Annotated in this window: 25 protein-coding genes; 12 read left to right on the top strand and 13 right to left on the bottom strand. The window is 56.9% G+C overall.

Annotated elements, in window-relative coordinates:
- Positions 1-48 precede the first annotated feature (48 nt).
- Both tyrS and pdxY read left to right on the top strand, forming a co-directional pair.
- Positions 49-1,323, top strand: a complete 1,275-nt coding sequence (tyrS, locus tag E2F51_RS16930; RefSeq protein ID WP_134824016.1) for a tyrosine--tRNA ligase — start codon at positions 49-51, stop codon at positions 1,321-1,323.
- Positions 1,324-1,386: 63 nt separating this feature from the next.
- Positions 1,387-2,247, top strand: a complete 861-nt coding sequence (gene pdxY, locus E2F51_RS16935; protein ID WP_134824017.1) for a pyridoxal kinase PdxY — start codon at positions 1,387-1,389, stop codon at positions 2,245-2,247.
- Between the two features lie 53 nt (positions 2,248-2,300).
- Here the strand turns inward: pdxY and gstA are convergent, their stop codons facing one another.
- Both gstA and E2F51_RS16945 read right to left on the bottom strand, forming a co-directional pair.
- Positions 2,301-2,903 carry a glutathione transferase GstA gene (gstA, locus tag E2F51_RS16940; protein WP_013201956.1) on the bottom strand — a complete coding sequence of 201 codons (603 nt, stop codon included), beginning with the start codon at positions 2,901-2,903 and terminating at the stop codon, positions 2,301-2,303.
- A 114-nt stretch (positions 2,904-3,017) separates the two neighbouring features.
- Entirely contained in the window at positions 3,018-3,920 is a 903-nt protein-coding gene (locus E2F51_RS16945; RefSeq protein ID WP_134824018.1) for a LysR family transcriptional regulator, read from the bottom strand.
- A gap of 96 nt (positions 3,921-4,016) precedes the next feature.
- On the opposite strand from E2F51_RS16945, the gene E2F51_RS16950 reads away from it, so the two are divergent.
- Both E2F51_RS16950 and E2F51_RS16955 read left to right on the top strand, forming a co-directional pair.
- Positions 4,017-4,634 (top strand): glutathione S-transferase, encoded by a 618-nt coding sequence (locus E2F51_RS16950; protein ID WP_134824019.1) that lies wholly within the window; start codon positions 4,017-4,019, stop codon positions 4,632-4,634.
- A 2-nt stretch (positions 4,635-4,636) separates the two neighbouring features.
- Positions 4,637-5,527, top strand: a complete 891-nt coding sequence (locus E2F51_RS16955) for a pyridoxamine 5'-phosphate oxidase family protein (protein ID WP_134824020.1) — start codon at positions 4,637-4,639, stop codon at positions 5,525-5,527.
- Positions 5,528-5,581: 54 nt separating this feature from the next.
- Here E2F51_RS16955 and dtpA read toward each other — a convergent pair whose 3' ends face one another.
- Positions 5,582-7,078 carry a dipeptide/tripeptide permease DtpA gene (gene dtpA, locus E2F51_RS16960; RefSeq protein ID WP_134824021.1) on the bottom strand — a complete coding sequence of 499 codons (1,497 nt, stop codon included), beginning with the start codon at positions 7,076-7,078 and terminating at the stop codon, positions 5,582-5,584.
- Positions 7,079-7,740: 662 nt separating this feature from the next.
- Here dtpA and betI point away from each other — a divergent pair.
- From betI to E2F51_RS16980, 4 genes are all read left to right on the top strand, one after another.
- Complete coding sequence (gene betI, locus E2F51_RS16965) at positions 7,741-8,337, top strand: transcriptional regulator BetI (protein ID WP_013201961.1); 597 nt, start codon at positions 7,741-7,743, stop codon at positions 8,335-8,337.
- 27 nt (positions 8,338-8,364) lie between these two features.
- Positions 8,365-9,822: a betaine-aldehyde dehydrogenase gene (betB, locus tag E2F51_RS16970; RefSeq protein WP_134824898.1), complete on the top strand. Its 1,458-nt coding sequence runs from the start codon at positions 8,365-8,367 to the stop codon at positions 9,820-9,822.
- 69 nt (positions 9,823-9,891) lie between these two features.
- Positions 9,892-11,574 carry a choline dehydrogenase gene (gene betA, locus E2F51_RS16975; protein ID WP_053143461.1) on the top strand — a complete coding sequence of 561 codons (1,683 nt, stop codon included), beginning with the start codon at positions 9,892-9,894 and terminating at the stop codon, positions 11,572-11,574.
- A 143-nt stretch (positions 11,575-11,717) separates the two neighbouring features.
- The gene (locus tag E2F51_RS16980; RefSeq protein ID WP_134824022.1) at positions 11,718-13,091 is read left to right on the top strand and encodes an MFS transporter; all 1,374 of its coding nucleotides are present in this window, start codon (positions 11,718-11,720) and stop codon (positions 13,089-13,091) included.
- 11 nt (positions 13,092-13,102) lie between these two features.
- Here E2F51_RS16980 and nth read toward each other — a convergent pair whose 3' ends face one another.
- From nth to ydgT, 9 genes are all read right to left on the bottom strand, one after another.
- The gene (gene nth, locus E2F51_RS16985; RefSeq protein ID WP_053143459.1) at positions 13,103-13,738 is read right to left on the bottom strand and encodes an endonuclease III; all 636 of its coding nucleotides are present in this window, start codon (positions 13,736-13,738) and stop codon (positions 13,103-13,105) included.
- The gene (locus E2F51_RS16990) at positions 13,735-14,436 is read right to left on the bottom strand and encodes an electron transport complex subunit E (RefSeq protein ID WP_013201966.1); all 702 of its coding nucleotides are present in this window, start codon (positions 14,434-14,436) and stop codon (positions 13,735-13,737) included. The genes nth and E2F51_RS16990 overlap by 4 nt, the downstream gene beginning before the upstream one ends.
- Positions 14,429-15,058: an electron transport complex subunit RsxG gene (gene rsxG, locus E2F51_RS16995; protein ID WP_105759119.1), complete on the bottom strand. Its 630-nt coding sequence runs from the start codon at positions 15,056-15,058 to the stop codon at positions 14,429-14,431. Before rsxG ends, E2F51_RS16990 begins: the two co-directional genes overlap by 8 nt.
- On the bottom strand, positions 15,058-16,119 hold the full coding sequence (gene rsxD, locus E2F51_RS17000) for an electron transport complex subunit RsxD (RefSeq protein WP_013201968.1): 1,062 nt from the start codon (positions 16,117-16,119) through the stop codon (positions 15,058-15,060). Before rsxD ends, rsxG begins: the two co-directional genes overlap by 1 nt.
- Entirely contained in the window at positions 16,120-18,378 is a 2,259-nt protein-coding gene (rsxC, locus tag E2F51_RS17005; protein ID WP_134824023.1) for an electron transport complex subunit RsxC, read from the bottom strand.
- Positions 18,371-18,946 (bottom strand): electron transport complex subunit RsxB, encoded by a 576-nt coding sequence (rsxB, locus tag E2F51_RS17010; protein WP_013201970.1) that lies wholly within the window; start codon positions 18,944-18,946, stop codon positions 18,371-18,373. Before rsxB ends, rsxC begins: the two co-directional genes overlap by 8 nt.
- Positions 18,946-19,527, bottom strand: a complete 582-nt coding sequence (gene rsxA, locus E2F51_RS17015) for an electron transport complex subunit RsxA (protein WP_013201971.1) — start codon at positions 19,525-19,527, stop codon at positions 18,946-18,948. Before rsxA ends, rsxB begins: the two co-directional genes overlap by 1 nt.
- A 123-nt stretch (positions 19,528-19,650) precedes the next feature.
- A complete protein-coding gene (locus tag E2F51_RS17020) occupies positions 19,651-20,091 on the bottom strand; it encodes a DUF2569 domain-containing protein (protein ID WP_013201972.1) in 441 nt (146 codons plus the stop codon).
- Positions 20,092-20,201: 110 nt separating this feature from the next.
- Positions 20,202-20,417 carry a transcription modulator YdgT gene (gene ydgT / locus E2F51_RS17025; RefSeq protein ID WP_013201973.1) on the bottom strand — a complete coding sequence of 72 codons (216 nt, stop codon included), beginning with the start codon at positions 20,415-20,417 and terminating at the stop codon, positions 20,202-20,204.
- 497 nt (positions 20,418-20,914) lie between these two features.
- Between ydgT and ytfQ the strand changes: the two genes are divergently transcribed.
- Genes ytfQ through yjfF form a run of 4 tightly spaced genes read left to right on the top strand, consistent with a single transcriptional unit; the run spans position 20,915 to position 25,443 of the window.
- Complete coding sequence (ytfQ, locus tag E2F51_RS17030; protein WP_013201975.1) at positions 20,915-21,871, top strand: galactofuranose ABC transporter, galactofuranose-binding protein YtfQ; 957 nt, start codon at positions 20,915-20,917, stop codon at positions 21,869-21,871.
- A 54-nt stretch (positions 21,872-21,925) separates the two neighbouring features.
- The gene (ytfR, locus tag E2F51_RS17035) at positions 21,926-23,452 is read left to right on the top strand and encodes a galactofuranose ABC transporter, ATP-binding protein YtfR (protein WP_013201976.1); all 1,527 of its coding nucleotides are present in this window, start codon (positions 21,926-21,928) and stop codon (positions 23,450-23,452) included.
- Positions 23,445-24,464: a galactofuranose ABC transporter, ATP-binding protein YtfT gene (gene ytfT / locus E2F51_RS17040; protein ID WP_013201977.1), complete on the top strand. Its 1,020-nt coding sequence runs from the start codon at positions 23,445-23,447 to the stop codon at positions 24,462-24,464. The genes ytfR and ytfT overlap by 8 nt, the downstream gene beginning before the upstream one ends.
- Complete coding sequence (gene yjfF, locus E2F51_RS17045) at positions 24,457-25,443, top strand: galactofuranose ABC transporter, permease protein YjfF (protein ID WP_134824024.1); 987 nt, start codon at positions 24,457-24,459, stop codon at positions 25,441-25,443. The genes ytfT and yjfF overlap by 8 nt, the downstream gene beginning before the upstream one ends.
- A gap of 48 nt (positions 25,444-25,491) precedes the next feature.
- Here the strand turns inward: yjfF and E2F51_RS17050 are convergent, their stop codons facing one another.
- Positions 25,492-26,436 (bottom strand): LysR family transcriptional regulator, encoded by a 945-nt coding sequence (locus tag E2F51_RS17050; RefSeq protein WP_209215566.1) that lies wholly within the window; start codon positions 26,434-26,436, stop codon positions 25,492-25,494.
- Positions 26,437-26,514 lie beyond the last annotated feature (78 nt).

The following is a 26,514-nucleotide window of genomic DNA, read 5'->3' on the forward strand; positions in this document are numbered from 1 at the left end:
AAAGCTGTGTACCAGCTAAGGTGCAGACTTTTCTACATGGAGTCACAGATGGCCAGCAGTAACCTGATCAAACAATTGCAAGAGCGCGGGCTGATAGCCCAGGTAACGGATGAAGACGCGTTAGCAGAACGACTGGCGCAAGGGCCAATCGCGCTGTATTGCGGCTTCGATCCTACTGCCGACAGCTTGCATTTGGGCCATTTGGTGCCGTTACTCTGCCTGAAACGCTTCCAGGATGCCGGTCACCGTCCGGTGGCGCTGGTGGGCGGCGCAACCGGCCTGATCGGTGATCCGAGCTTCAAGGCGGATGAGCGTAAGCTCAACACCAGCGAAACGGTCGGCGAGTGGGTCGAGAAAATTCGTCACCAGGTTGCACCGTTCCTCGACTTTGACTGTGGCGATAACAGCGCGATTGCGGCCAATAACTACGACTGGTTCGGCAACATGAACGTGCTGACCTTCCTGCGTGATATCGGCAAGCACTTCTCCGTTAACCAGATGATCAATAAAGAAGCGGTTAAGCAGCGTCTGAACCGTGACGATCAGGGCATCTCGTTCACCGAATTCTCTTACAACCTGTTGCAGGGGTATGACTTTGCCTGCCTGAACGAGCGTCACGGCGTCGCGCTGCAGATTGGCGGCTCGGACCAGTGGGGCAATATCACCTCCGGTATCGATTTGACCCGTCGCCTGCATCAGAATCAGGTCTTTGGCCTGACGGTTCCGCTGATCACAAAGTCGGACGGCACCAAATTCGGTAAAACCGAAGGCGGCGCGGTGTGGCTGGATGCCAGCAAAACCAGCCCGTACAAGTTCTACCAATTCTGGATCAACACCGCTGACGCCGACGTCTATCGCTTCCTGAAGTTCTTCACCTTCATGAGCCTAGAAGAGATCAACGCGCTGGAAGAAGAAGACAAAAACAGCGGTAAAGCCCCACGCGCGCAGTATGTGCTGGCGGAGCGGGTCACCCGTCTGGTTCACGGCGAGGAAGGTCTGGCCGCGGCAGAACGTATTACCAAAAGCCTGTTCTCTGGCTCGCTGAGCGAAATGACCGAAGCCGACTTTGAACAGCTGGCGCAGGACGGCATACCGTTTGTGGCGCTGGATCGCGGTCAGGATCTCCAGCAGGCGATGGTCGATGGCGATTTGGCCCCGTCACGCGGTCAGGCGCGTAAGCTGATCGAATCCAAAGCGGTCAGCATCAACGGCGAGCCGCAGTTGAGCGCTGAATATACCTTTGCCGAGACCGACCGCCTGTTTGACCGCTTTACGCTGCTGCGTCGCGGCAAGAAAAACTACTGTCTGATCGTCTGGAAGTAATAAAACAACCTCTATCAGGCCGGCTTGTCCGGCCTTTATTTTTGGCAGGGTTCAGGTTTCGCTATGAAAAACATACTTTCTATCCAATCCCATACCGTTTTTGGTCATGCCGGAAACAGTGCTTCCGAATTCCCTATGCGTCGTATGGGCGCAAACGTTTGGCCGCTGAACACCGTGCAGTTCTCTAACCACACGCAATACGGCAAATGGGCCGGCATGGTCATGCCGGCCACGCATCTGACGGAGATTGTGAAAGGGATTGCCGAGATCGATCGGCTGAAGACCTGCGATGCGGTGTTGAGCGGCTATCTGGGTTCCGAAGAGCAGGGCGAGCAGATTATGGAGATCGTCCGTCTGGTGAAAGCGGCAAATCCGGATGCGTTGTATTTCTGCGATCCGGTGATGGGACACCCGGAAAAAGGCTGCATCGTGGCACCTGGCGTGGCCGAGTTTCATACCAAAGTGGCGATGCCCGCCAGCGATATCATCGCACCGAACCTGATCGAGCTCGAAATCCTCAGTGGCCACGCGGTAAACAACGTTGAGGAAGCGATCGCCACGGCGCGCGAACTGATTGCTCAGGGACCGAAACTGGTGCTGATTAAGCATCTGGCCAGGGCCGGACAGCGCAGCGATCGCTTTGAGATGCTGCTGGTTACTGCGGATGAAGCCTGGCATATCAGCCGTCCGCTGGTCGATTTTGGCGTGCGTCAGCCGGTTGGCGTGGGTGATTTGACCAGCGGCCTGCTGCTGGTGGATATCCTGCAGGGCAAATCGCTGCGCGAGGCGCTGGAGCATATCACCGCAGCGGTATATGAAGTGATGCTGAAAACCCATGAGATGGGCGAGTATGAGCTGCAGCTGGTTGCAGCCCAGGATGCCATTGCCAATCCTCAACAGCATTTTGGTGCGATGAAGCTCTGATGGTTTTCCCCCTCAGCCGCCATCGCTGAGGGGAATGTCTGCTGAATGTCCGATCACATCCCTTCGGCCTTCAGCGCCGCTTCTACCGCCGGACGTTCTGCTACCCGCGTAAACCAGCTTTCCAGCTCCTCAAAACCCGCCAGATCCAGCTTGAGGGCTTTTGCCCAACGTACCATGGTAAACAGATAGGCATCCGCCACGCTGAACTTCAGCCCCATCAACCACTGTTTACCTTCCAGTTGCTGATTCACCCAGCTAAACTTGCCGTGCAGTTTCTCGCGCAGCTGGGTTTTGTATGCTTCGGGAGTCGCCGATCCAAACAGCGGGCTAATGGTTTTATGCAGCTCGGTGGCAATAAAGTTCAGCCATTCGACGGTCTGATAACGCGTCAGGTGACCGGTGGGGGCCAGAAGATGGCGGTCGGGTTTCAGGTCGGCGAGGTACTGAACGATGGCAACGCCTTCGGTCAGCACGGTGCCGTCATCCAGCAACAGCGCCGGGACCTGGCCCTTCGGATTGGTCAGCAGATAGTCTTCCTGCTGCTCGGTTTTCTTGCTCTGCAAATCGACGGCGACCAGCGTAAAATCGAGGCCTGTTTCCTGCAGGACGATATGCGGAGAAAGCGAACAGGCGCCAGCCTTATAATACAGTTTCATCGGTGCTCCTTTAGCTCAGTGGCGAAAGATCTTCCAAGCTTAATGCTGACTGGTGAAAAAGTCAGCGCCCGGCGGCGCACTTCTGCAAACTATCTGGCTGATATTACGCCGACCTCAGACTGACGGATGAAAACAGGGCAACGCGGGAAGCGTTTCACGCGCCATATCCCAGAACGCCCGCACGCGGGCAGGCATATACTTCAAATTCTGCGTAACCAGCTGAACCGGCAGGCCAGGCGGCCGGTAATCGGCTAACACCTCACAAAGCAGCCCCTGTTGCAGTTCTTCGAACGCCTGATAGGAGAGCAGACGGGTGATCCCTTTGCCTGCACGCGCTGCAATCAGCTGCGTTTCCACTTCATTCACCATCATTGCCGGCTGGATGCGTACCCGCTCCTGATTTTCCGGTGGGCCAAACCGCCACTCTCGGCTGGAACTGATCGAGGTGCCCGCAATCAGCAGGTGATTAACCAAATCGCCGGGCGATGTCGGCGTGCCTGCTGTTGCCAGATAGGCCGGGCTGGCTAACACAATGCGCTGCACGCTACCCACCTCAACGGCCACCAGCGAGGAGTCGCGCAGTTGCCCAATGCGGACTGCCATATCCAGCCCCTGTTCAATCAGGTCCTGATAGCTGTCGTTCAGCAGAAGCTCAATCTGAATATCGGGATAGCTGTCGAGAAACTGCATCACCAGCGGCGCAATGTGCTTTCTGCCAAACTGTACGGGTGCCGTCACGCGTAACAGCCCGGTTAGCTGGGTGCGCGCGGCATCCTGGATCGCCAGCGTATAGTCGTTAAGCAGGGTTTTGGCGCGCTCAAACAGCACCAGGCCCGCGGGCGTCGGCGAAAGGTGTCGGGTGGTTCGCTCAATCAGGCTGGCGTCAAAGCGGCTCTCCAGTGAAGCCAGCGCGCGGGTAATGGCCGGCGGAGAACGACGCAGCTTTCGCGCCGCGCCCGCAAGGCTGCTCTGCTGAACCACGGCAACAAACACCTCAAGCTCATCCAGTTTGTCCATGATTATTCCGCTAAATGAAATTATGAATTGCCATATTGCAGGTTTTCCCTCGTTTATCGCAAGAGTAAGCTTATCTAAACCCTAAAGGAGACGCTCATGACCGCTTTAACGTTGTACACCACACCGCTTTCCGGCCACGGCCACCGCGTTAAGTTACTGCTCACGCTACTGAACTTGCCGTTTGAAGAACGTGAGGCCGGCGCAGAGCAACGTAAAACGGCCGAATTCCTGGCGGTAAATCCCCTCGGGCAGGTACCGGTGCTGATCGATGACGGCACGGCGATTGTCGACAGCAACGCCATTTTGATTTGGCTGGTGAAGCGCTATGCGCCAGACAGCCAGTGGTTGCCAAAGGATCTCAAACAGGAAGTGGAGGTCCACCAGTGGCTGGCGAAGGCCGCGGGCGAGATCCGCTATGGCGTGGCGTCGGCCAGGCTGATCAAACAGTTTTCCACGCCGGAAAACTATGACTCGGCAAAGAGCGTCGCGGCGAAATTCCTGCCACAGATGGCGCAACACCTCAGCGACAGGCGTTGGCTGGTGGGTGAGCAGGCGACGCTGGCCGATGTGGCCTGTTACGCCTACGTTGCCTGTGCGCCGGAAGGGGGCATCGCCCTGACGCCGTTCCCGGCCATTCAACGCTGGATACAGCAGGTCGAGGCAATCCCTGGATTTGTAGGGCTGCCTCCGCTGCCGATCCCTGAGGCAGGTTAATCATGTTCCACCCGGGTGAAAGACTGGCGCAGCAGAAGGCGGGGTATGGTGCTGTGCGGGCAGCCGTCTATCCGAGCATGCCCAATCAGCACCGGCAATTTTACGCCGGTCTGAATGCCTTTTATTTGTCGGCGCTGGATGAAACGGGCTTTCCCGTCGCGATGCGATTGCAGGGTTCGACCGGTTTTGTTGATAGCAATGATGCGTCGCGGCTGGAGATAGCCCGGGAAGCGATTAGCGACGCGCCACTGTTACCGCTGCTGAAGCCTGGAATGCCCGTTGGCGGGCTGGGGATCGACTTCTCAAACAGAAGGCGCAACCGGGTGAATGGCGTGGTGGAGACGGTTGACGATCGGCAGGTCACTATTCGCGTACTGGAGAGTTTCGGTAACTGTCCGAAGTACATCCAGCGGCGGGAGATCACGAGCGGCAGCGAAGGGCGCATACCGCGCGTGGAGGTTGAACCTTTGCAGGCGTTGGATGCCGATGCCCGCTATCTGATTGCCGCCACCGACACCTTTTTTGTTGCCAGCTATGCCCAGCGCGAGAATGGCGTGGGCGGTGTGGACATTTCGCACCGGGGAGGCCTGCCAGGCTTTATCACCGTGCAGCAGGGTAAATTACGCATCCCGGACTACAGTGGTAACCGCTATATGAACACGCTGGGCAATTTGCTGGTTGAACCGCGATGCGCACTGTTGCTGCTGGACTTTCATCAGGGCGCTGCGCTGCATATTCAGGGACGGGCCGAGATTGAGTGGCAGTCGCCTGCGCAGGGGCTGACCGAACGTTACTGGCAGGTTGAGATTGAAAACGTCACCCGACTGCGTCAGCTGTTTCCTGCTGCCGGACTGCAGGTGGAGTTTGCTGACTCTTCGCTGGCCGCCGGATAACGGGCATAAAAAAGGGCGACATCACGTCGCCCTTATTCGCTTAACCACGTTGGATTAGATTTTGGCTTCTTTCAGCTCGGACTGTTGGTCGTCCTGGGTCATGCGGTTTAGCTTAGGCGCGGTCAGCATCATCAGAATGGCAATCACACCGGTTGCCACCCCAATCTGCAAGAACACATCGCCGTAAACGTGCAGCGACTGCAGCGGATCGGTGATGTTTTCCGGCACCGCCATCAGATTCGCCACCTTACCGGCAATCATCGCAGCACCGGCAGTGGTCAGGAACCATGAACCCATAATAAAGCCCATCAGACGCTGCGGCACCAGTTGCGCCACCATCGCCAGGCCCAGGCCGGAAATCATCAGCTCGCCGACGCTTTGCAGCGCGTAGCTGAGGATCAGCCAGTTCACGGAAACGATGCCCATCTGGTTAGCGAATTTCGCGCCCAATGGCAGCACCAGGAAGGCGGCGGAGCAGAGGATCATCCCCAGCGCAAACTTGTGCGGCATCGGCATCCGATCGCCCATCTTGTTATAGATGGCGGCCAGAATCGGGCTGAAAATCATGATCCAGAACGGGTTCAGGGCCTGGAACTGCTCAGGCTCAAACGCGATACCGAGAATGCTGTGCTCAACGTTGCGGATGGCAAAGAAGTTCAGCGAGGTTGGCATCTGCATATACAGAACGAAGAACACCACCGCCTGAACCATCAGGATGAAAGCGACGATCATCTTACGACGGGCCGGCCCTTTCATGGCGAAGGCTTCTTTGGCAAAAATCAACACGATACCGGCAGCAATGACGGCCAGCACCAGGCGCGCGATGCCCTGGTTATGCAGCAGCCAGGTTGCCAGCACCACCAAAGCCGCGACACCGACCAGTGTTGCCAGCAGTTTACCGATGTGCAGTGGCTGGAAGTCCGGCTTGGAGCCGTAATTCTTCACCCACTTGCGGAACATCATAAAGTTGACCAGCGTCAGCAGCATGCCAACAAACGACAGTGAGAACGCCACGCTCCAGCCAAATTTCGCCGCCAGCCACGGGGTGGCGAGCATAGAGAAGAAGGAGCCGATGTTGATCGCCATGTAATACATGGTGAAGGCGCCATCCAGACGGGGATCGTCTTTGTCATAGCAGGTTGAAAGCAGGGCGGACGGGTTTGCTTTAAACAGGCCGTTACCGACGGCAATGGTGGCCATGCCGATATACACCAGGCCGACGTCATGACCTGACCAGGCGACCAGCGCGTAACCCAGAGCCAGAACCAGCGTACCCAAAACGATAACGCGTTTGGTGCCCAGGACCTTATCGCCCAGCCAGCCGCCGACGGCAACCAGACCGTAAACCAGCGCACTGAACGAGGAGAACAGGGTGATCGAGTCGGCTTCTGACATGCCCAGCTGTTTCACCAGGTAGACGGCCATGATGCCTTGCAGGCCGTAATAACCGAAGCGTTCCCACAGTTCGACTGAGAAGATCAGGTAGAACGATTTAGGTTGCTTGAACGCATTGAGGCTGCTTGCCTCGGGATGTTTGTTTGCAGTTGACACTGGTACCTCTGGAGTTCGTATCCTGATTCGACATAGAAAATAAGTCGTCGTCATTCAAGGTGGGCATTCGCCGCATGATTATAAGAGTGGAAAAGCGGCGATTAATTTCGCTCATCGGGCCACATCAGGCAAGTGTTTTTTCATATGTCGCCCGCGCACCGCCCGGAAGTGTTAAAGATAAGTTAAAAGCAGCGTGGCGGATGATTACACTGATAAATTATCCAACGGCGATATAAGTGGCTTAAATAAGACCTAAGTTTATCCAACTGGTGGAGTAACCAACTTAGCGCATAAAGATAGAGCAATCTGTCGCCAGAGATTATCCCGGCAATATTAATGACCATTCGGGCGGTTTTAATCAGTCTTACAGACCCGAAAGCATCGAAAAGCGCAATTTTAGCGCAGGCGGAACGCCTGAATGTGATTTAGATCACTTTAAAATCACATATTAATTCTTGAAAAATAAGCCTGAACCTTCCCGAGCGGCTTTACAGCTGAAATCACACATTTTTTTTGCTCTCGCAGTGATTTTTCACCGCAATGTGATTTTTATAACATTTTACCCACGCGCGTTTTAAGCCCTGTGATTTTTTATTGATTGAACGTTCAATATAAAAAGTCTATAATCCCTGTCATTCAATAGCTAAAACCGATGAAGCACGATGCCAAAAGTGGGAATGAAAGCCATACGTCAGGCGCAACTGATCCGCGCAACGCTGACGGTAATCGACAGGGTGGGACTGGCCGATGCCAGTCTGGCCTTGATTGCCAAAGAGGCCGGCGTCTCGACCGGGATTGTCAGCCACTATTTTGGCGACAAGAATGGTTTGCTGGATGCCTGTATGCGTCAGATCCTTTCCGACTTATACCTGGCGGTCGATCATCATCGGAAACAGGCGGATGACCAGCCGGCGTCGCAGATCCGCGCCATTATTGATGGCAACTTTGACGTCTCGCAGATTGCCGGGCCGGTGCTGAAAACCTGGCTGGCCTTCTGGACCAACAGCCTGCATCAGCCGGATTTGCAGCGGTTGCAGCGGATTAACGATCGTCGCCTTTATTCGAACCTGACCGCGCAGTTTGCCCGGGTTCTCCCGGCGCAGCAGGCCCGCGATGCGGGTGCCAGCCTGGCGGCACTGATTGACGGCTTGTGGTTGCGTATGACCTTAGCGCCACAGCCGATGGCAAACGGCGTAGAAAATGCCCGTGAGCTCTGTTATCAAAATCTCGCGTTGTGGCTAAACGCCGCAGCACACTAACCCCCCAAAGGAGGATGCATGGCAGATATGCAACGCCGTGGACTTTATATTAATGGCCGTGAAGAACCCGGTCATGGCGAAACATTCACCACCATCAATCCCGCCAATGGCGAAGTGCTGGCTGAGATCACCTCTGCCAGCCAGCAGGATATTGACCGTGCCGTGGCCTCGGCAGAAGCCGGCCAGCGTATCTGGCGTGGCTACACACCGGTTGAGCGTAGCCGTGTGCTGCTGAAAGCGGTTGCGCTGCTGCGTGAACGCAATCAACAGCTGGCCGAGCTGGAAACTGCCGATACCGGTAAGCCCATCAGCGAAACGGCGGCGGTCGATATCGTCACCGGTGCTGACGTGCTGGAATACTACGCCGGTCTGGCGGTTGCAGTAGAGGGCGAATCCATTCCTCTGCGCGACAGCGCGCTGGTTTATACCCGCCGCGAGCCGCTGGGCGTCTGTGCCGGTATTGGCGCGTGGAACTACCCGATTCAGATTGCCCTCTGGAAAAGTGCCCCGGCGCTGGCCACCGGCAACGCGATGATCTTCAAGCCCAGCGAAGTCACGCCGTTAAGCGTGCTGGAACTGGCCAAAATCTTCACCGAAGCCGGTCTGCCGGATGGCGTGTTTAACGTGGTTCAGGGCGCAGGCCCGGTCGGCCAGGGTCTCAGCCAGCATCAAAAAATTGCCAAAGTCTCCTTCACCGGGGAAGTGAAAACCGGTAAACGCGTCATGGCGGATGCGGCACTGGCGAACCTGAAATCCGTCACCATGGAACTCGGTGGCAAATCACCCCTGATCGTGTTTGAAGATGCCGAGCTTGAGCGTGCCGTCGACGGCGCGATGATGGCCAACTTCTACAGCAGCGGTCAGGTGTGCACCAACGGCACCCGCGTCTTTGTTCACCGTTCGCTGCTGCCGGCCTTTGAAAAACGCCTGCAGGAAAAAATGGCCGGCATCAAAGCCGGTGACCCGCTGGATCCCGAGGTCAACTTTGGACCGCTGGTCAGCGAAGGGCACTGCCAGAAGGTCGTCTCTTACCTCGATATCGGTAAAAAAGAGGGCGCGCGCGTATTGGCAGGCGGTTCACGTATGACTGACGGCGCGTTCGCCAAAGGGTGCTACGTGGAAGCCACGGTCTTCACCGACTGCACCGATGATATGCGCATCGTGCAGGAAGAGATCTTTGGTCCGGTGATGAGCGTGCTGGTATTTGATGACGAGCAGGAAGTGATCGACCGCGCTAACAACACCGAATACGGTCTGGCAGCGGGTATTTTCACCACCTCGCTGAACCGCGCACATCGCGTGATCCATCAGATGGAAGCGGGGATTTGCTGGGTGAATACCTGGGGCGAATCACCGGCACCTATGCCTGTCGGTGGCTATAAGCAGTCTGGCGTCGGCCGTGAAAACGGACTGGAAACGCTGCACCACTATACCCGCACCAAATCCATCCTGATTGAGATGGGCGAGTATCCTTCCGCGTTCTGATGCGCGCGCTTTTTTTCGCAGTCTGATTTTTTTGCCGCGGCAGTACTGTCGCGGCTATCTGGAGGCTTAATGCAGAAATTTGATTATATTATTATTGGCGCTGGTTCAGCAGGTAACGTACTGGCCACGCGACTGACTGAGGATGCTGACGTATCGGTACTTTTACTGGAAGCGGGCGGGAAAGATCACCGCTGGGACTTCCGTACCCAAATGCCAGCCGCTTTGGCTTACCCGCTGCAGGGTAAACGTTATAACTGGGCGTTTGAAACCGATCCTGAGCCGAAGATGAACAACCGCCGCATGGAGTGTGGCCGTGGTAAAGGTCTGGGTGGCTCTTCCCTGATCAACGGCATGTGCTACATCCGCGGCAACGCGATGGATTACGACAACTGGGCCAGCAAGAAAGGGCTGGAAAACTGGTCGTATCTGAACTGCCTGCCGTATTTCCGCAAGGCAGAGAAACGCGACATCGGCGAGAACGACTATCACGGTGGCGAAGGTTACCTGAGCGTCACCACGCCAAAAGCCGGCAATAATCCGTTGTTCCGCGCCTTTATTGATGCGGCCACTCAGGCCGGTCACCACGAAACGGATGACCTTAACGGTTACCGCCAGGATGGCTTCGGCCCGATGGATCGCACCGTGACCGCTCAGGGCCGCCGTTCCAGCACCGCCAGAGGCTATCTGGACGTGGCCAAGCAGCGTTCAAACCTGACCATCGTCACCCATGCGCAGACGGACCGCATTCTGTTCAGCGGCAAAACCGCCACGGGCGTCAGCTGGTTACGCAACGGCAAAGAAGAGCAGGCGCACGCCACGCGTGAAGTGCTGCTGTGTGCCGGTGCGATTGCCTCGCCACAGATCCTGCAGCGTTCCGGTGTCGGCCCTGAAGAGTGGCTGCGCGAGCTGGACATTGACGTGGTGCATGCGTTGCCGGGCGTCGGTCGCAACTTACAGGATCACCTGGAAGTGTATATGCAGTTCCGCTGCAAAAAACCGGTCAGCCTGTATCCGTCGTTACAGTGGTGGAACCAGCCGGCTATCGGTGCCGAATGGCTGTTTAACGGCACCGGCATTGGCGCCAGCAATCAGTTTGAAGCCGGCGGCTTTATTCGCAGTGATGACAAGCCAGACTGGCCGGATCTGCAATACCACTTCCTGCCCGTTGCCATCAACTATAACGGCAGCAGCCCGGTAAAAGAGCACGGTTTCCAGGCACACGTGGGCCCAATGCGTTCGATGAGCCGTGGCCGCGTCAAGCTGACCTCGAAGCATCCGTATGCCGCGCCGTCGATCTTCTTCAACTATATGTCTGAAGATCGTGACTGGGAAGAATTCCGCAATGCGGTGCGTTTGACGCGTGAAATCATGCAACAGCAGGCGCTTGCCGAATATTGTGGCGAAGAGATCCAGCCGGGTGCACATGTGCAGAGCGATGAAGATATCGATACCTTTATCCGCGAGCATGCTGAGACCGCCTATCACCCCTGCGGCAGCTGCGCGATGGGTAACGATGAGATGGCCGTGGTCGATGCCCAGGGCCGCGTACACGGTATGCAAAACCTGCGAGTGGTCGATGCGTCGATCATGCCGCAAATCACCACCGGTAACCTCAATGCGCCAACGGTAATGATTGCCGAGAAAATGGCGGATCTGATCCGTGGCAAAACGCCGCTGGCGCTGTCCACCGCGGAGTATTACAAGCTGCAGCGTGAACAGGCCGAAGTGGCGGCTGAAGAAGGCATTAAATAATCACTGACTGTCGGAGCAGGGACAACTCCTGTTACGTGAAGCCGATAGCGAAGAGGGCGGAATGAAAATTCCGCCCTTTTTTTAACCCGCCCGCGATCAATTTTTCCTATAGTAAACTTTTAGTCCATGGACCGACGCTTAACATGACCAAAGCCACCGCCTTAGCGCTGCTTGTTGCAGTGACCTTTTTTATGGAAAACCTCGACGCCACGGTGATCACCACCGCCATCCCGCAAATGGCGAAAGAGTTCAGCGTCAGTCCGGTGTCACTGAACATCGGCATCAGCGCCTATCTGCTGGCGGTGGCGATCTTTATTCCCATCAGCGGCTGGCTGGGGGACCGTTTTGGTGCACGAACCATCTTTACCGCCGCTATCCTGATTTTTACCTTTGCCTCGATTCTCTGCGGCCTGAGTCAGGACCTGATGCTGTTTACCCTTAGCAGGATCCTGCAGGGTATCGGGGGTGCGCTGATGGTGCCGGTCGGACGAATGGTGGTGCTGCGGGTGACGGAAAAGAAGGACATGGTCAAAACCATCGCCTTTATCACCTGGCCGGGTCTGATTGCGCCCGTTATTGGGCCGTTGCTCGGCGGAATGATCGTCAGCTACGGCCACTGGCCGTGGATTTTTTGGCTGAATATTCCGTTGGGAATAGTGGCAATTATTGTCACCCTGTACCTGATGCCGCAGTTTAAAGCTGAAGAGAAAAAGCCGTTTGATGTTAAGGGGTTCCTGCTGATCTCCTCGACCTGCACCCTGATTATCATTGCCATTGAATGCATGGGCGGCCTGTCGATGTCGCTGGGCATTCTGCTGCTGGCGCTGGGCGTGGTGTGCAGCCTGCTGGCGTGGCGTCACAGCCTGCAACATGCAACGCCGTTGCTCTCACTGTCGATGCTACGAATTCCGACCTTCAGAAGTGCGGTGGTGGGAGGATCCTTCTTCCGTGCGTCGATTAATGCCATTCCTTTCCTGTTACCGCTGCTGTTCCAGCTGAGTTTTGGCTGGAGTGCTGCGCAGGCAGGGTCAATGGTGCTGTGGGTATTTGCCGGGAATCTGGCGATGAAACCCGCGACCACCTGGCTGATGTTCAGATTTGGTTTTAAACGGATCCTGTTTCTTAACGGGATGCTCAGCGTCTTCTCGATTCTGAGCTGCCTGTTTATCACGCCGGCGCAGGGATATTTGTTGATTGCCGCCATCCTGTTTATTGGCGGACTGTCGCGGTCGTTGCAGTTCAGCTGTTATAACAGCATGGGATTTGCCGATGTGCCGCGTGAAAAACTCAGTGAAGCCTCGGTGATCTTCAGCATCCTGTTCCAGTTCAGCATGAGCTTTGGCATTGCCATTTCGGCGATGATCCTGCGATTTTCCATGCAGCTTGCCGGGCAAACCTCACCCAGCCAGCAGGATATCCATATCGCCTTTGCGGCGATTGCCGTACTGGTGGTGATGTCGCTGGTGGATGTCTGGCGGCTGGAAAAGAATGCGGGAGAGAAGGTGCTGGCACGATAAACCGGGGCCGGTCAGACCTCGGTTTTCTCGCCAAACTCGCAGAGATCTTCAATCAGACAGGAGCCGCAGCGCGGCTTACGCGCCACGCAGGTGTAGCGGCCATGCAGAATAAACCAGTGATGGCAGTCGACCTTGAACTCTTTCGGCACCACTTTCAGCAGCTTATCTTCCACCAGCTCAACGTTCTTGCCGGGGGCAAAGTTGGTGCGATTGCAGACGCGGAAAATATGGGTATCGACAGCGATGGTCGGCCAGCCAAAAGCGGTATTCAGCACCACGTTGGCGGTTTTGCGACCCACTCCGGGCAGCGCTTCCAGCGCGGCACGATCTTCCGGCACCACGCCCTGATGCTGCTCGTGCAGGATGCGGCAGGTTTTGATCACGTTCTCGGCTTTAGTGTTAAACAGCCCGATAGTCTTGATGTACGCCTTCACGCCCTCCACCCCTAACGCCAGCATCGCTTCCGGCGTATTGGCCACCGGATAGAGTTTGGCGGTGGCTTTATTTACGCTGACATCGGTCGCCTGCGCCGAAAGCAGTACCGCAATCAACAGCTCAAAAGGAGAGGTAAATACCAGTTCCGTGGTGGGATGCGGGTCGTTGTCCCGCAACCGGCTCAAAATTTGCTGACGTTTGTCCTTATTCACAGCGCGCTCGCTTTCCCTTCAGGCAGGCTTTGGGCTTCCTGAGCGGCTTTCAGCGCGGCACGCGCCTTCAGCTTGTTGTCGATAACGTATTTGGCTGCCAGCAGCATACCGAGACCAATAAACGCGCCCGGTGGCAGCATTGCCAGCAGCATTGGCGAATCAAAATGGAATACCTGAATGCGCAGCACTTTCGCCCACGGGCCTAACAGCTGGTCTGCGCCATTGAAAATGGTGCCGTTACCGATGATCTCGCGCAGTGAACCCAACACCACCATCACGCTGGTGGCGCCAAGTCCGATGAAACAGCCGTCGAGCGCCGAAAGCGCAACGCTGCTTTTCGAAGCAACCGCCTCGGCGCGTCCCACCACGATGCAGTTGGTGACGATCAGCGGAATAAAGATCCCTAACGACTGATACAGGCCGTAGGCATAGGCATTGATCAGCATCTGTACGCAGCTCACCACCGCCGCAATGATCATCACGTAGATGGGAATGCGGATATCAGCAGGCACCCAACGACGTGAAGCCGAGATCGCCGAGTTGGTGCAGGTCAGCACCAGGGTCGTTGCCAGGCCGAGGCCAAGGGCGTTGGTGGCGGTCGAGGTGACTGCCAGCAGGGGACACAGCCCCAGCAGCTGAACCAGCGCGGAGTTATTCTTCCACAGGCCGCCGACAATCAGCGTTTTTGCTTCACTCATTGGACTCTCCACAAGGTGACAGGGAAGCGAGCTTACCTGGCAATGTTTCAATATATAGCGTGGTGCGTTTAGAGGCGTTGACCACCGCGCGTGGGGTAATGGTCGCCCCGGTGAACTGGTCGAAGGTGCCGCCATCTTTCTTCACCGCAAACTGGGCGTCGTCTTTGCCTTTCAGCTGCACGCCGTTAAAACTGTTGATCCAGTTCGAAATGCGCAGCTCAATTTTATCGCCAAGGCCCGGCGTTTCATGGTGTTCAACCACGCGCACGCCCAGTACTTTACCGTTAAAGTCGGCGCCAACAATCATCTTAATGGCTCCAGAATAGCCGTCCGGTGCCGTAGTCTCAACCGCAGCGGCCACCGGCTTGTCATCTTTACGCGCCAGGTAGACGTGCTGAGGGCCCGCGCCCAGCGCCGGATCGGTGACAATGTAACATTCCTGCTGAATGTGGTTATTGTACAGATCGGTCGGAACCACCTGATCCAGCAGGATTTTTTGCTGGAGTTCGGTCTGATGATCGATGGTTGGCTTGGTGACATTATTAATTATCGCCGTCACGCCGGTGGTCACGGCAGCGAAAACCGCCAGCGTGACGCCGTTTTTACGAATCGCATCCAGCATTATTTTTCCTTCCGGTGGCCGTAAACGCGCGGCTGCGTGTAGTAATCAATTAACGGCACGGTAATATTTGCCAGCAACACCGCAAAGGCCACGCCATCCGGATAGCCGCCAAAGCTGCGGATCAGCCACACCAGTAAGCCAATCAACACGCCATACACCAGGCGGCCTTTATTGGTGGTTGATGCGGTGACCGGATCGGTGGCAATAAAGAACGCGCCCAGCATGGTGGCACCGGAGAACAGATGCACCATTGGCGACACCAGGCTGTCCGGCGAGAAGAACCAGCCCACGAAGGAAAACAGCGCCAGCGAGAGCAGGATGCTGACCGGGATGTGCCAGCGAATGCTGTTGGTAAACAGCAGGAACAGGCCGCCGACCAGATAGCCGACGTTGACCCACTGCCAGCCCAGACCGGCAATCACGCCGCTGTAAATCGGCTGTGCCCGTAACTGTTCAGCGCTGTGCCCGGCACGCAGACCGGTTTTAAAAGTATCCAGCGGCGTGGCCTGACTGATGCCATCCACGCCAATCTGCAACTGCTGCATGGTATGGCCAGCCAGCGTATGACCCTGGAAGATCATGCTCAGGGTGTCCATAAAGCCCGGCGTGATCGACTGCAAAGTATCCGGCGGCAACCAGCTGGTCATCTGCACCGGGAAGGAAATCAGCAACACCACATAACCGACCATCGCCGGGTTGAACGGGTTCTGGCCCAATCCGCCATACAGCTGTTTGGCGATCACCACCGCAAACACCGTCCCAATTACGATCAGCCACCAGGGTGCAAGTGGGGGAATACTGATCCCCAACAGCAGCGCGGTCAGCAGGGCGGAATTATCGCCGAGGGTTTTAGACAGCGGCAGTTTACGCATTTTCAGGATCGCCGCTTCCGCAGCGACCCCGGCGACGGCGGCAATCAGCACCTGAATCAGGTTACCCCAGCCAAAAAAATACAGCTGGGCGGCAATGCCCGGTAAGGCAGCCAGCAACACCAGCAGCATGATGGTGCTGGTGCTGCGGCGGTTGTGGGTGTAGGGCGAACTTGCGATACGAAAAGCCATTTAATCCTCTTGCGTCGATTGCTGCGCCTTGCGCGCTTTTACACGTGCGATGGCCGCCGCCACTGCCGCTTTGCGGGGATCGTCTGAAGGTTCAGACGGCCCTGCGGAATGCGTGTCGTCATGAGCGGCAGTCTGTTCTGGCGCAACATCAGCCTGTTTTACTGGCTCAGCTTCAGCCGCCTGCGCGGCTTTTTTGGCTTTAGCACGGGCAATAGCGGCCGCAACCGCCGCTTTACGCGGGTCGACCGGTGCTTCAGTCTGTTCTGGCGCAGCAGCTTGCGCCACCGGCTCAGCATCGGCTTCTTTATCAGCGGCCAGCGCGGCTTTTCGGGCTTTAGCACGGGCAATAGCGGCCGCAACCGCCGCTTTACGCGGGTCGAGCGGTTCTTCAGTCGGCTCCGGCGCAGCGGCTTGCGCCACCGGCTCAGCATCGGCTTCTTTATCAGCGGCCAGCGCGGCTTTTCGGGCTTTCGCCCGCGCCACGGCGGCTTCTACTGCGGCTTTACGCGGATCGACCGCCGGTTCGGCATCGGCTGACGCCGGGTCAACCTGCGCGGCTTTTTTGGCTTTCGCGCGCGCAATGGCGGCTTCAACCGCCGCTTTACGCGGATCGCCCACCTGACGGGTCGCCGGTTCGGTTTCTGACTGGCGTTCTGCGCCATGCGCCAGTGCCTGAGCATGGCGTGCATTGCGTTGGGCGGTCTGAACCGGATTGTCAGCGTCTGCCAGCTGCTGCGCCTCAGCCTCTTTTTTCGCCTTCACGCGGGCTAACGCTGCTTCAACGTTGTCGGCATCGCTGCGGGTGACCGGGCGTTTAGCCTGCTGATGGCGCGCTTCACGGGCCAGCTTTTCACGCTCAAGGCGTTCCTGACGCGCTTCAAACCGGGCCTTGGCCTGCGCATTCCGCTCGGCTTCAAGGTCGATGGCGCGGATCTCGGCTTTTTCCTGACGGTAATACTGCACCAGCGGAATATTGCTTGGGCAGACGTAGGCACAGGCGCCGCATTCAATACAGTCGGCGATATTGTGCTCGCGCGCTTTATCGTGATCCTTACCGCGGCTGTACCAGTACAGCTGCTGAGGGAGCAGGGCGGCCGGGCAGGCATCGGCACAGGCGCTGCAACGAATACAGGATTGCTCTTCTTCGTTGTCGCCCATTTCGTTGGCCGCCGGCGCCAGAATGCAGTTGGTGATCTTCACCACCGGCACATCGAGCGTGGGCAGCGTAAAGCCCATCAACGGGCCACCCATCACCACCATCTGGCCGGACGCGGGACTAAAGTCGGCATTGTGCAGCAGATGGCTGATCGGGGTGCCAAGACGACCCCAGACGTTGCCCGGTTTGCCGACCGATTCGCCGGTCAGCGTCACCACGCGCTCGGTCAGCGGTTCGCCGTTGACGATCGCCCGTTTAACCGCAAAGGCGGTACCGACGTTTTGCATCAGCACGCCAATATCGGTTGAGCGGCCGCCGTGCGGCACTTCCAGCCCGGTCAGAATCTTGGTCAGCTGCTTGGCGCCGCCCGACGGGTATTTGGTCGGCACCACGCGGATCTGGATATCTTTGGCTTCACCCAGCGCTTTTTTCAGCGCGGCGATGGCCTCAGGCTTGTTATCTTCGATACCAATCAACACCCGGTCAGATTGCAGCACCCAGGCGAGAATGCGGCTGCCTTCGATCACTTCGTCCGCGCAGTCCTGCATCAGACGATCGTCAGCGGTAATGTAGGGTTCGCACTCGGCCGCGTTAATGATCAGCGTGCTGACCCCGCGCAAACCGCCTTTAAGCTTGGTGGCAGTAGGGAAGCCTGCACCGCCGAGACCGGCCACGCCCGCCTGGTGGATCAGGTTCACAATCTCACTGCGATCGGCCTGACGGTAATCCGCCACCGGCTGAAGTTCGCACCAGCGGTCTTCACCGTCAGGCGTCAGATAAATGCACATTTCAGCCAGCGCGGAGGGATGCGCGGTGATATGCGGCCCAATCGCTTCGATGGTGCCGGAGCTGGGCGCATGCACCGGCAACATCCGGCCACGACCAAAGGTCAGCGGCTGTCCGCGCAGCACGTTATCGCCTGGGCTCACCAGCAGTTCACCTTCATGGCCGATATGCTGCTTGATCGGAATGATAAAGCGCGCGGGCAAAGGAAGCTGGCGTAACGGCGTGCCGTTAGACTGGGTTTTCATTTCAGGAGGATGAATGCCCCCTTCGAAATCCCAGATTGGCTCTTTCTTTAAGAATTTGAAAAGATTACGCATGACGTTCCACAGGAATAACTTTGATCGGGATAGTGTTTAAATCCCACTTCCAGCTGGCGGTGGTTGGCGCAACCGGACGCATCTCAATACAGTCAGTTGGGCAAGGGGCCACGCAGAGGTCGCAGCCGGTGCAGACGTCGCTCAGCACGGTGTGCATCGCGCGGGTCGCGCCAACGATGGCGTCAACCGGGCAAGCCTGAATGCATTTGGTACAGCCGATGCAGTTCTCTTCGTCGATCCAGGCGACCTTGCGCTCTGGCTCCAGCACCGCTTCGTCACCGAGCGGTTGCGGCTCAACGTTTAACAGCGCCGCCAGCTTCAGCATGGTCTGCTCGCCGCCTGGCGCACACTTGTTGATCATCTCACCGTTGTTGCCCACCGCATCGGCGTATGGACGGCAGCCAGGATAGCCGCACTGGCCGCACTGGCTCTGCGGCAAAATCGCATCGATCTGCTCAACAATCGGATCTTCTTCCACTTCAAAACGGCGTGAGGCGTAGCCCAACAGGCCACCAAACACGAGGCCCAACACGCTCAACACAGCAATAGCAATCCACACCGCAGTCATCAGAATTTTACCAGCCCGGTGAAGCCCATAAAGGCCAACGCCATCAGACCCGCCGTCACCAGCGCTATCGAGGAGCCTTTGAATGGGGCAGGGACTTCAGCCAGCACCAGACGTTCGCGGATGCCGGCAAACAGCACCATCACCAGCGAGAAGCCCAGCGCGCCGCTAAAGCCAAACAGTGCGGCCTGCAGGAAGGTGTGATTGAGGTTAACGCTCAGCAACGGCACGCCCAGCACCGCACAGTTGGTGGTGATCAGCGGCAGGAAAATCCCCAGCAGACGATAGAGATCCGGGCTGGTTTTGCGCACCACCATCTCGGTGAACTGCACCACCACCGCGATCACCAGGATATAGGCCATCGTGCGCAGGTAAACGAGATCCAGCGGCAGCAGAATAAAGTGGTTTACCAGCCAGGCGCAGATCGAGGCCAGGGTGATAACGAATGTGGTGGCGAGTCCCATGCCAATCGCCGTCTCCAGTTTTTTGGAAACGCCCATAAAGGGACAGAGGCCGAGAAACTTCACCAGAACGAAGTTGTTCACCAGCACTGTGCCAACAAAAAGAAGCAGGTATTCGGTCATGTTTTGGCCTGATAAAAAGAAAGCCGCCTATTATCGAACATTGGCGGCTTTACGACAACATACCAGCAGTAAGGATATTCCCTAAACGCACGGAGGATTAAATTTTTGCTGGTTTTTTCAGCTTCACGGCTCAATAAAGGTGGTTTTCACCCGCTGGGAGCGTTTGAAGTACGGCACCAGTACCGCTGCGGCCAGCAGCGCAATCAGTAAGGTTCTGATCGCCGCTGCATCGCTGACCGGCGAAAACGCGAAGGTCTTGATCGCCAGCAGCACGGTGATCAGCAGCCAGATAATGTAATGACGGGGCAGCCGACGTGAGCGTTTGCAAAAAATCCATGTCACCCAAATGCTGTACGCCCAGACCACCAGAGAGGTCAACAGTGAAATACTCCACTGCAGCGTAAAAGCATGGGTGTTATTAAACAGGGCGCTGCGCAGTTCTGGCGTTAATAACGCGCTCAAATACATGGCCACCACAACGGCACTGGTCAGCATGGTCATAATTAACCAGGCGAGCGGCACCAGAAGCAGTCCGGCAATGCGTGGGGGTGAAGCTGTAGCCACTCTTTAATCCTTTTAAATCGGGTAATAACGACCGTTTGTGATCCAAACCAGTCACGCACCTTGAGGACCAAAGAGTATACGGAAGGCCAGTTCATTATTGAACGGAAAATTTAGACCACATAGCGCCAGACCGATTTTGGCACGCAACCCAAATCAAACAGACGACCGCCAGAGGTCAGCTCTGCGCGGCGGTGATCGGCAGCGCGATACATATTCGAAATCTCATTATCATCGGTAAGAGAATAATTCAGATGATCGAACAGCTTTTCCAGCGTTTCAAGCGAGCTCACTTTACGAAACTTCAACAGATAATCTTCGACTGTCATGATGGCCGTTAGGGATAGGGATCAGGAGGCCCAAGTATATGGCTGGCAGGGTTTCTGTCCAGAGGACAAACGAGTAACTGACTGTAAATTCAGACTATAGCCCAGGAATTTTGCGCATTTTTAATCCCATTCGGTCATTCTGCCATCAGCTTTTCTGCTGCTGGTCTTATGCAGATGTGGTGTGAGTCACAAAACTGTTAATTACCTTCGCCGCTAAATCCGCCGCAGCGCGTGACAGAACCTGACGCGGTGTTGTAATCGCTTCCATTGAGGCAATTGTTAAGCGCTTATGTTTATTACAGTTATTTAACATGTCATGAAAACCCTCCGCGCGTTTTATCCATATCGGCCGCCTGCCGTTGCCAGCGGTCAAATCGCGTAACCTCTTTTAATTGTTGTGTTTTGTGAGCGTTGTCGTAAATGTTTGCTTCAGGATAGTCCAGGATTTAGTGGCGTTTGACCCTACACAACCAAATCCCATCAGAGGAAAAATGATCATGTGGAAGCGTTTACTTTTAACCACCCTCATCAGTGCAAGCCTCTCCGGCGCCGCACTGGCTGAATCCATGACGGTCGGTTTCTCGCAGGTTGGCTCCGAATCAGGCTGGCGTGCAGCGGAAACCAGCGTGGCGAAAAGCGAGGCCCAGAAGCGCGGGATCACCCTGAAAATTGCTGATGGTCAGCAGAAGCAGGAGAACCAAATCAAGGCCGTGCGTTCGTTTATCGCGCAGGGCGTGGATGCGATCTTTATCGCGCCGGTGGTGCAGACAGGTTGGGAGCCGGTGCTTGAAGAAGCGAAAGACGCTAAGATCCCGGTGTTCCTGTTAGATCGCGCCATCGTGGTAAAAGACAAGTCGCTGTATATGGCGGTGGTCACCGCGGATAACGTTTACGAAGGTAAGCTGATTGGCGACTGGCTGGTCAAACAGCAGAATGGTAAGCCGTGTAACGTGGTTGAGCTGCAAGGCACCGTTGGCGCCAGCGTCGCCATCGACCGTAAAAAAGGCTTTGCTGAAGCGATCTCCAGCGCGCCTGGCATCAAGATTATTCGTTCTCAGTCCGGTGACTTTACCCGCAGCAAAGGTAAGGAAGTCATGGAAAGCTTTATTAAAGCTGAGAACAACGGCAAAAATATCTGCATGGTGTATGCCCACAATGATGACATGGCTATCGGTGCCATTCAGGCCATCAAAGAAGCCGGTCTCAAGCCAGGCAAAGATATCCTGACCGGTTCAATCGACGGCGTGCCGGACATCTATAAAGCCATGCAGGCTGGCGAAGCGAATGCCAACGTCGAGCTGACGCCAAATATGGCTGGTCCGGCGTTCGATGCGCTGGAGAAATTCAAGAAAGACGGCACCATGCCGCCAAAAATCATCAAAACCGAATCGAAGCTTTATCTGCCTGCCGATGCGCAGTCTCAGTTAGACAAGAAAAAAGGCATGGGTTACTAACCACCGCGCCGCCTGCTCCTCAGGCGGCTTTTTTCATGGTTGAGGCGAAGTCGTATGAACTCCCAGAACACCTCAATGACGCCACTGCTCACCATCAGTGGCGTCAGCAAAGCCTTTCCTGGCGTTAAAGCGCTGGATAATGTCTCTTTTGATGTCCGCCCGGGCGAAATTATGGCGCTGCTGGGGGAAAACGGTGCCGGTAAATCCACCATTATCAAAGTGCTGACCGGCGTCTATAAACGCGACAGTGGCAGCGTGACGCTGGACGGTCAGGCAATCAATCCGCAAAACACCGCTGAAGCGCAGAGCATCGGCATTGGTACCGTGTATCAGGAAGTTAACCTGCTGCCGAATATGTCGGTGGCGGACAATCTGTATATCGGCCGTGAACCGCGCCGCTTTGGTCTGATCGACCGCAAAACGCTGGTGCGTAAGGCCGAGGCGTTACTGCACAGCTACGGTTTCGAACTGGATGTCACCCGGCCATTGGGGCAGTACTCGGTGGCGATGCAGCAGATTATTGCCATCTGCCGCGCGGTGGATCTGTCGGCCAAAGTGCTGATCCTCGATGAACCGACCGCCAGTCTCGATGCCAGTGAAGTGGAGATGCTGTTCACGCTGATGAATCAGCTGAAAGCTAAAGGCATGGGGCTGATTTTCGTCACCCACTTTCTCGACCAGGTTTACAAAGTCAGCGACCGCATCACGGTGCTGCGTAACGGCCAGTTCGTTGCTACACGTGATACCCGGGCGTTGCCGCAAATTGAACTGATTAAGCTGATGCTGGGACGTGAACTGCTGGAAACCGCACTGCAACGCGCCGGCAGCACCCTGAAAAGCAATCAGCCGGTGGTGGAATTTAAGGATTACGGCAAGAAAGGGACCATTGAACCCTTCAGCCTGAGCGTCCGTCCGGGCGAAGCGGTGGGTCTGGCCGGATTACTGGGGTCCGGCAGGACAGAAACCGCTGAACTGCTCTTTGGCATCCGCCGCGCCGACAGCGGCACGGCCTGGATTAAAGGCAAAAAGCGCACTATCCGCACGCCGGCGCAGGCCTCGCACCTCGGCATGGGCTTCTGCCCGGAAGATCGTAAAACCGACGGCATCGTCGGCGCGGCATCGGTGCGGGAAAACATCATCCTCGCGTTGCAGGCCCAGCGCGGCTGGCTGCGTCCCATTAAGCGCCGTGAGCAGCAGCAGATCGCCGACCGCTTTATTAAAGCGATGGGCATCCGCACGCCGAATGCCGATCAGCCGGTCGAGCTGCTGTCGGGGGGAAATCAGCAAAAAGTCCTGCTCTCCCGCTGGCTGGTGACAAAACCGCAGTTCCTGATCCTCGATGAGCCTACGCGCGGGATCGACGTCGGCGCGCATGCCGAAATTATTCGCCTGATTGAATCCTTGTGTGCGGATGGGCTGGCGCTGCTGGTGATCTCCTCTGAACTTGAAGAACTGGTGGGCTATGCGGATCGGGTGGTGATCCTCCGCGATCGTCAGCAGGTGGCGGAAATTCCGCTTGAGCAACTCTCCGTCGCCGCCATTGTTAATGCTATCGCCGCTGGGGGAACCCAACATGCTTGAGTCACATCTGGTGCCGGGGAAAACGCGCATGTTCAAACGCAAACTGCCCGCAGGGATGCCGCAAATCGCGGCGCTGGTGCTGGTGCTGATTATCGACAGCCTGGTGGCCAATAATTTCTTTGCCATTCATATTCAGGACGGCCGTCTGTTTGGCAGCCCGATCGATATCCTTAACCGTGCGGCGCCGGTGGCCATTCTGGCGATCGGCATGACGCTGGTGATCGCCACCGGCGGCATCGACCTGTCGGTGGGCGCGGTGATGGCGATTGCCGGTGCCACTGCGGCGACGCTGACCGTCTCCGGACACAGCCTGCCGGTGATCGTACTGGCCACGCTGGGCACCGGCATTCTCTGCGGTTTATGGAATGGGGTGCTGGTGGCCCTGCTGAAGATCCAGCCGTTTGTCGCCACGCTGATCCTGATGGTGGCGGGGCGCGGCATTGCGCAGCTGATCACCCAGGGGCAAATCGTCACCTTCGACAGTGATTCGCTGGCGCGGCTGGGCAGCGGCACGCTGTTTACCCTGCCGGTGCCGGTGTGGATCACCCTGGTGATGGCGCTGCTCGTCTGGCTGCTGACCCGTAAAACGGCGCTGGGGATGTTTATCGAAGCGGTGGGCATCAACCTGCGCGCCGCACGCAATGCCGGGGTGAATGGCTGGCTGATCGTAATGACCACCTATGTGATCAGCGGCTTATGCGCGGCGGTGGCCGGGCTGATTGTGGCCGCCGATATTCGCGGCGCCGACGCCAATAACGCCGGGCTGTGGCTGGAGCTGGATGCCATCCTCGCGGTGGTCATCGGCGGCGCGTCGTTGATGGGCGGGCGATACAACCTGCTGCTGTCACTGATTGGCGCGCTGATTATCCAGGCAATGAACACCGGGATCCTGTTGTCAGGCTTCCCGCCTGAACTGAATCAGGTCGTGAAAGCGGTGGTGGTGATGGCGGTGCTGTTGATTCAGTCGCCACGGTTTATTCAACTGTTCAAGCGAGGACGCAAAGGTGCTTAAACGTCATCTCCCCCTGATGATTACCCTGCTGGTATTTGTTGCCGGGTATCTGTTCTGCCTCAGTCAGTTTCCCGGCTTTGCCTCCACGCGGGTGATCGCCAATATTCTGACCGATAACGCCTTCCTCGGCATTATTGCGGTCGGCATGACCTTTGTGATCCTCTCCGGCGGCATCGATCTGTCCGTCGGCGCGGTGATCGCCTTTACCGGCGTGTTCCTTGCCCGCGCCATCGGTGATTTCCATCTTGATCCCTGGCTGGCGTTTGCGCTGGTGATGGTGATGGGTTCGGCGTTTGGCGCCTTTATGGGCTGGCTGATCGACGCGCTGAAAATCCCGGCGTTTATCATTACCCTCGCCGGGATGTTCTTCCTGCGCGGCAGCAGCTTCCTGGTCTCCGAAAGCTCACTGCCGATCGATCATCCGCTGTATAGCACGCTGTCCAGCCTGGCCTGGAAAATTCCAGGCGGCGGGCGGCTCAGCCTGCTGGCGGTGATCATGCTGGTGGTGGTGGTGTTCGGTATTGTGCTGGCGCACCGCAGCCGCTTTGGCAATCAGGTGTATGCCATCGGCGGCAACGTCACTTCCGCCCAGCTGATGGGGATTTCCACCCGCAGCACCACCATCCGTATCTATATGCTGTCATCTGCGCTGGCAACCCTGGCCGGCATCGTGTTCTCGATCTACACCTCATCCGGCTATGCGCTGGCGGGGATGGGCGTCGAGCTGGATGCCATCGCGTCGGTGGTGATCGGCGGTACGCTGCTGTCAGGCGGGGTTGGCACGGTGTTGGGCACGCTGTTTGGCGTGCTGATCCAGGGGCTGATCCAGACCTGGATTAACTTTGACGGCACATTAAGTTCCTGGTGGACCAAGATTGCCATCGGCATCCTGCTGTTCGCCTTTATCGCGCTGCAGCGGCTGCTGACCGTGATGTGGGACCGCCAGCAGAATGCGCCGGTGAAGCGTCTGGCAGGATAAGCCCCCCGGAACTGGGTGGCCTCAGCAGGTCACCCATGGCCGGTAAATTCAGATTGGCGCTTGCCCGGCGATCTGCCGATGGAAGGAGTGCAGCAAAAACTGGAAACAGTGCTCAATTTTGGGCGATCGCAGCGGGGCAGGCTTGCGCATCATGGCAACGGTGCGGCTCAGCGTCGGCTGCTGTAAATGGATCACCCTCAGTTCGTTATCGTTTAAGGTCGCGGTGTACAGCTCGGGCAGGATGGCCAGCGCCAGACGTGACCGCACCAGTCCATACAGCGTTTCCTGAAAATCGACCCGATACCCCACCCGCAACTGCAACCGGTGACTCTCAATCATTGAGGTGACCAGTCTGCTGACGTTCCCTTTAGAAAACAGCGCGAGTTCCCGTTTGGCCAGCTGTCGCCACGGAATGTTATGGCCTTCAGCCAGCGGATCGTCACGGCGGATCACCGCGACAAAAGGATCCTCAAGCAGCGGATACACGGCGATGGTGTCAGGCACCGTGCTGTCCGTGGCGCCAATGCCAAAGTCGACCGAGCCGTTTTCTACCGCCAGCAGTAAAGCGTCGTTGGTCAGATCGTGGAACTCCACCCGCATCGCCGGAAAGTGCGCCGACAAGAGTTGCGGGACCACCGGAAAAAGCAGCGTGCTGACCGACGGCACCAGGCCAATGCGTAAGGTGCCATCGCCGCCCTGTTGCATAATTTGCTGCATATCATCAAACGCGCTGTGCGCGGTATTCAACAGCCGCTCGGCATAGGGCAGCACCGCCTCTCCCTGTTCGGTCAGGCTCACGCCCTGCGCGGTGCGCTTCAATAACTTGCCGCCGAGCACCGACTCAATCTGGCGTAATGCGCTGCTTAACGCCGGCTGACTGATGGCCAGGCGGCTGGCGGTTTCAGTAAAGCTGCGCAGCTGCGCCAGCGCGACAAAGTACTGAATTTGCTTCAGGGATAACGCCGGAAGCCGACGCCAGGGTTCAGACATAATGGGCTGCCAATTTACGAAACAGGGAAAACGATTGCTCAGCATAACCGCATCTTATAAACGGATAAAATAATTCATCTG

The organism is Erwinia sp. QL-Z3 (genome assembly GCF_004551645.1).
In the GTDB taxonomy this organism is placed as follows: domain Bacteria; phylum Pseudomonadota; class Gammaproteobacteria; order Enterobacterales; family Enterobacteriaceae; genus Erwinia; species Erwinia billingiae.

What these genes read in the sequence shown, in the direction of transcription:
- rsxG (WP_105759119.1), bottom strand. Translation starts at nt 15,058, where the DNA reads ATGCTGGATGCGATTCGTAAAAACGGCGTCACGCTGGCGGTTTTCGCT.
- E2F51_RS16955 (WP_134824020.1), top strand. Translation starts at nt 4,637, where the DNA reads ATGTTCCACCCGGGTGAAAGACTGGCGCAGCAGAAGGCGGGGTATGGT.
- tyrS (WP_134824016.1), top strand. Translation starts at nt 49, where the DNA reads ATGGCCAGCAGTAACCTGATCAAACAATTGCAAGAGCGCGGGCTGATA.
- ytfQ (WP_013201975.1), top strand. Translation starts at nt 20,915, where the DNA reads ATGTGGAAGCGTTTACTTTTAACCACCCTCATCAGTGCAAGCCTCTCC.
- betI (WP_013201961.1), top strand. Translation starts at nt 7,741, where the DNA reads ATGCCAAAAGTGGGAATGAAAGCCATACGTCAGGCGCAACTGATCCGC.
- pdxY (WP_134824017.1), top strand. Translation starts at nt 1,387, where the DNA reads ATGAAAAACATACTTTCTATCCAATCCCATACCGTTTTTGGTCATGCC.
- rsxD (WP_013201968.1), bottom strand. Translation starts at nt 16,119, where the DNA reads ATGGCTTTTCGTATCGCAAGTTCGCCCTACACCCACAACCGCCGCAGC.
- betA (WP_053143461.1), top strand. Translation starts at nt 9,892, where the DNA reads ATGCAGAAATTTGATTATATTATTATTGGCGCTGGTTCAGCAGGTAAC.
- E2F51_RS16945 (WP_134824018.1), bottom strand. Translation starts at nt 3,920, where the DNA reads ATGGACAAACTGGATGAGCTTGAGGTGTTTGTTGCCGTGGTTCAGCAG.
- betB (WP_134824898.1), top strand. Translation starts at nt 8,365, where the DNA reads ATGCAACGCCGTGGACTTTATATTAATGGCCGTGAAGAACCCGGTCAT.
- rsxA (WP_013201971.1), bottom strand. Translation starts at nt 19,527, where the DNA reads ATGACCGAATACCTGCTTCTTTTTGTTGGCACAGTGCTGGTGAACAAC.
- rsxC (WP_134824023.1), bottom strand. Translation starts at nt 18,378, where the DNA reads ATGCGTAATCTTTTCAAATTCTTAAAGAAAGAGCCAATCTGGGATTTC.
- E2F51_RS16990 (WP_013201966.1), bottom strand. Translation starts at nt 14,436, where the DNA reads ATGAGTGAAGCAAAAACGCTGATTGTCGGCGGCCTGTGGAAGAATAAC.
- ydgT (WP_013201973.1), bottom strand. Translation starts at nt 20,417, where the DNA reads ATGACAGTCGAAGATTATCTGTTGAAGTTTCGTAAAGTGAGCTCGCTT.
- rsxB (WP_013201970.1), bottom strand. Translation starts at nt 18,946, where the DNA reads ATGACTGCGGTGTGGATTGCTATTGCTGTGTTGAGCGTGTTGGGCCTC.
- ytfR (WP_013201976.1), top strand. Translation starts at nt 21,926, where the DNA reads ATGAACTCCCAGAACACCTCAATGACGCCACTGCTCACCATCAGTGGC.
- ytfT (WP_013201977.1), top strand. Translation starts at nt 23,445, where the DNA reads ATGCTTGAGTCACATCTGGTGCCGGGGAAAACGCGCATGTTCAAACGC.
- E2F51_RS16950 (WP_134824019.1), top strand. Translation starts at nt 4,017, where the DNA reads ATGACCGCTTTAACGTTGTACACCACACCGCTTTCCGGCCACGGCCAC.
- gstA (WP_013201956.1), bottom strand. Translation starts at nt 2,903, where the DNA reads ATGAAACTGTATTATAAGGCTGGCGCCTGTTCGCTTTCTCCGCATATC.
- E2F51_RS16980 (WP_134824022.1), top strand. Translation starts at nt 11,718, where the DNA reads ATGACCAAAGCCACCGCCTTAGCGCTGCTTGTTGCAGTGACCTTTTTT.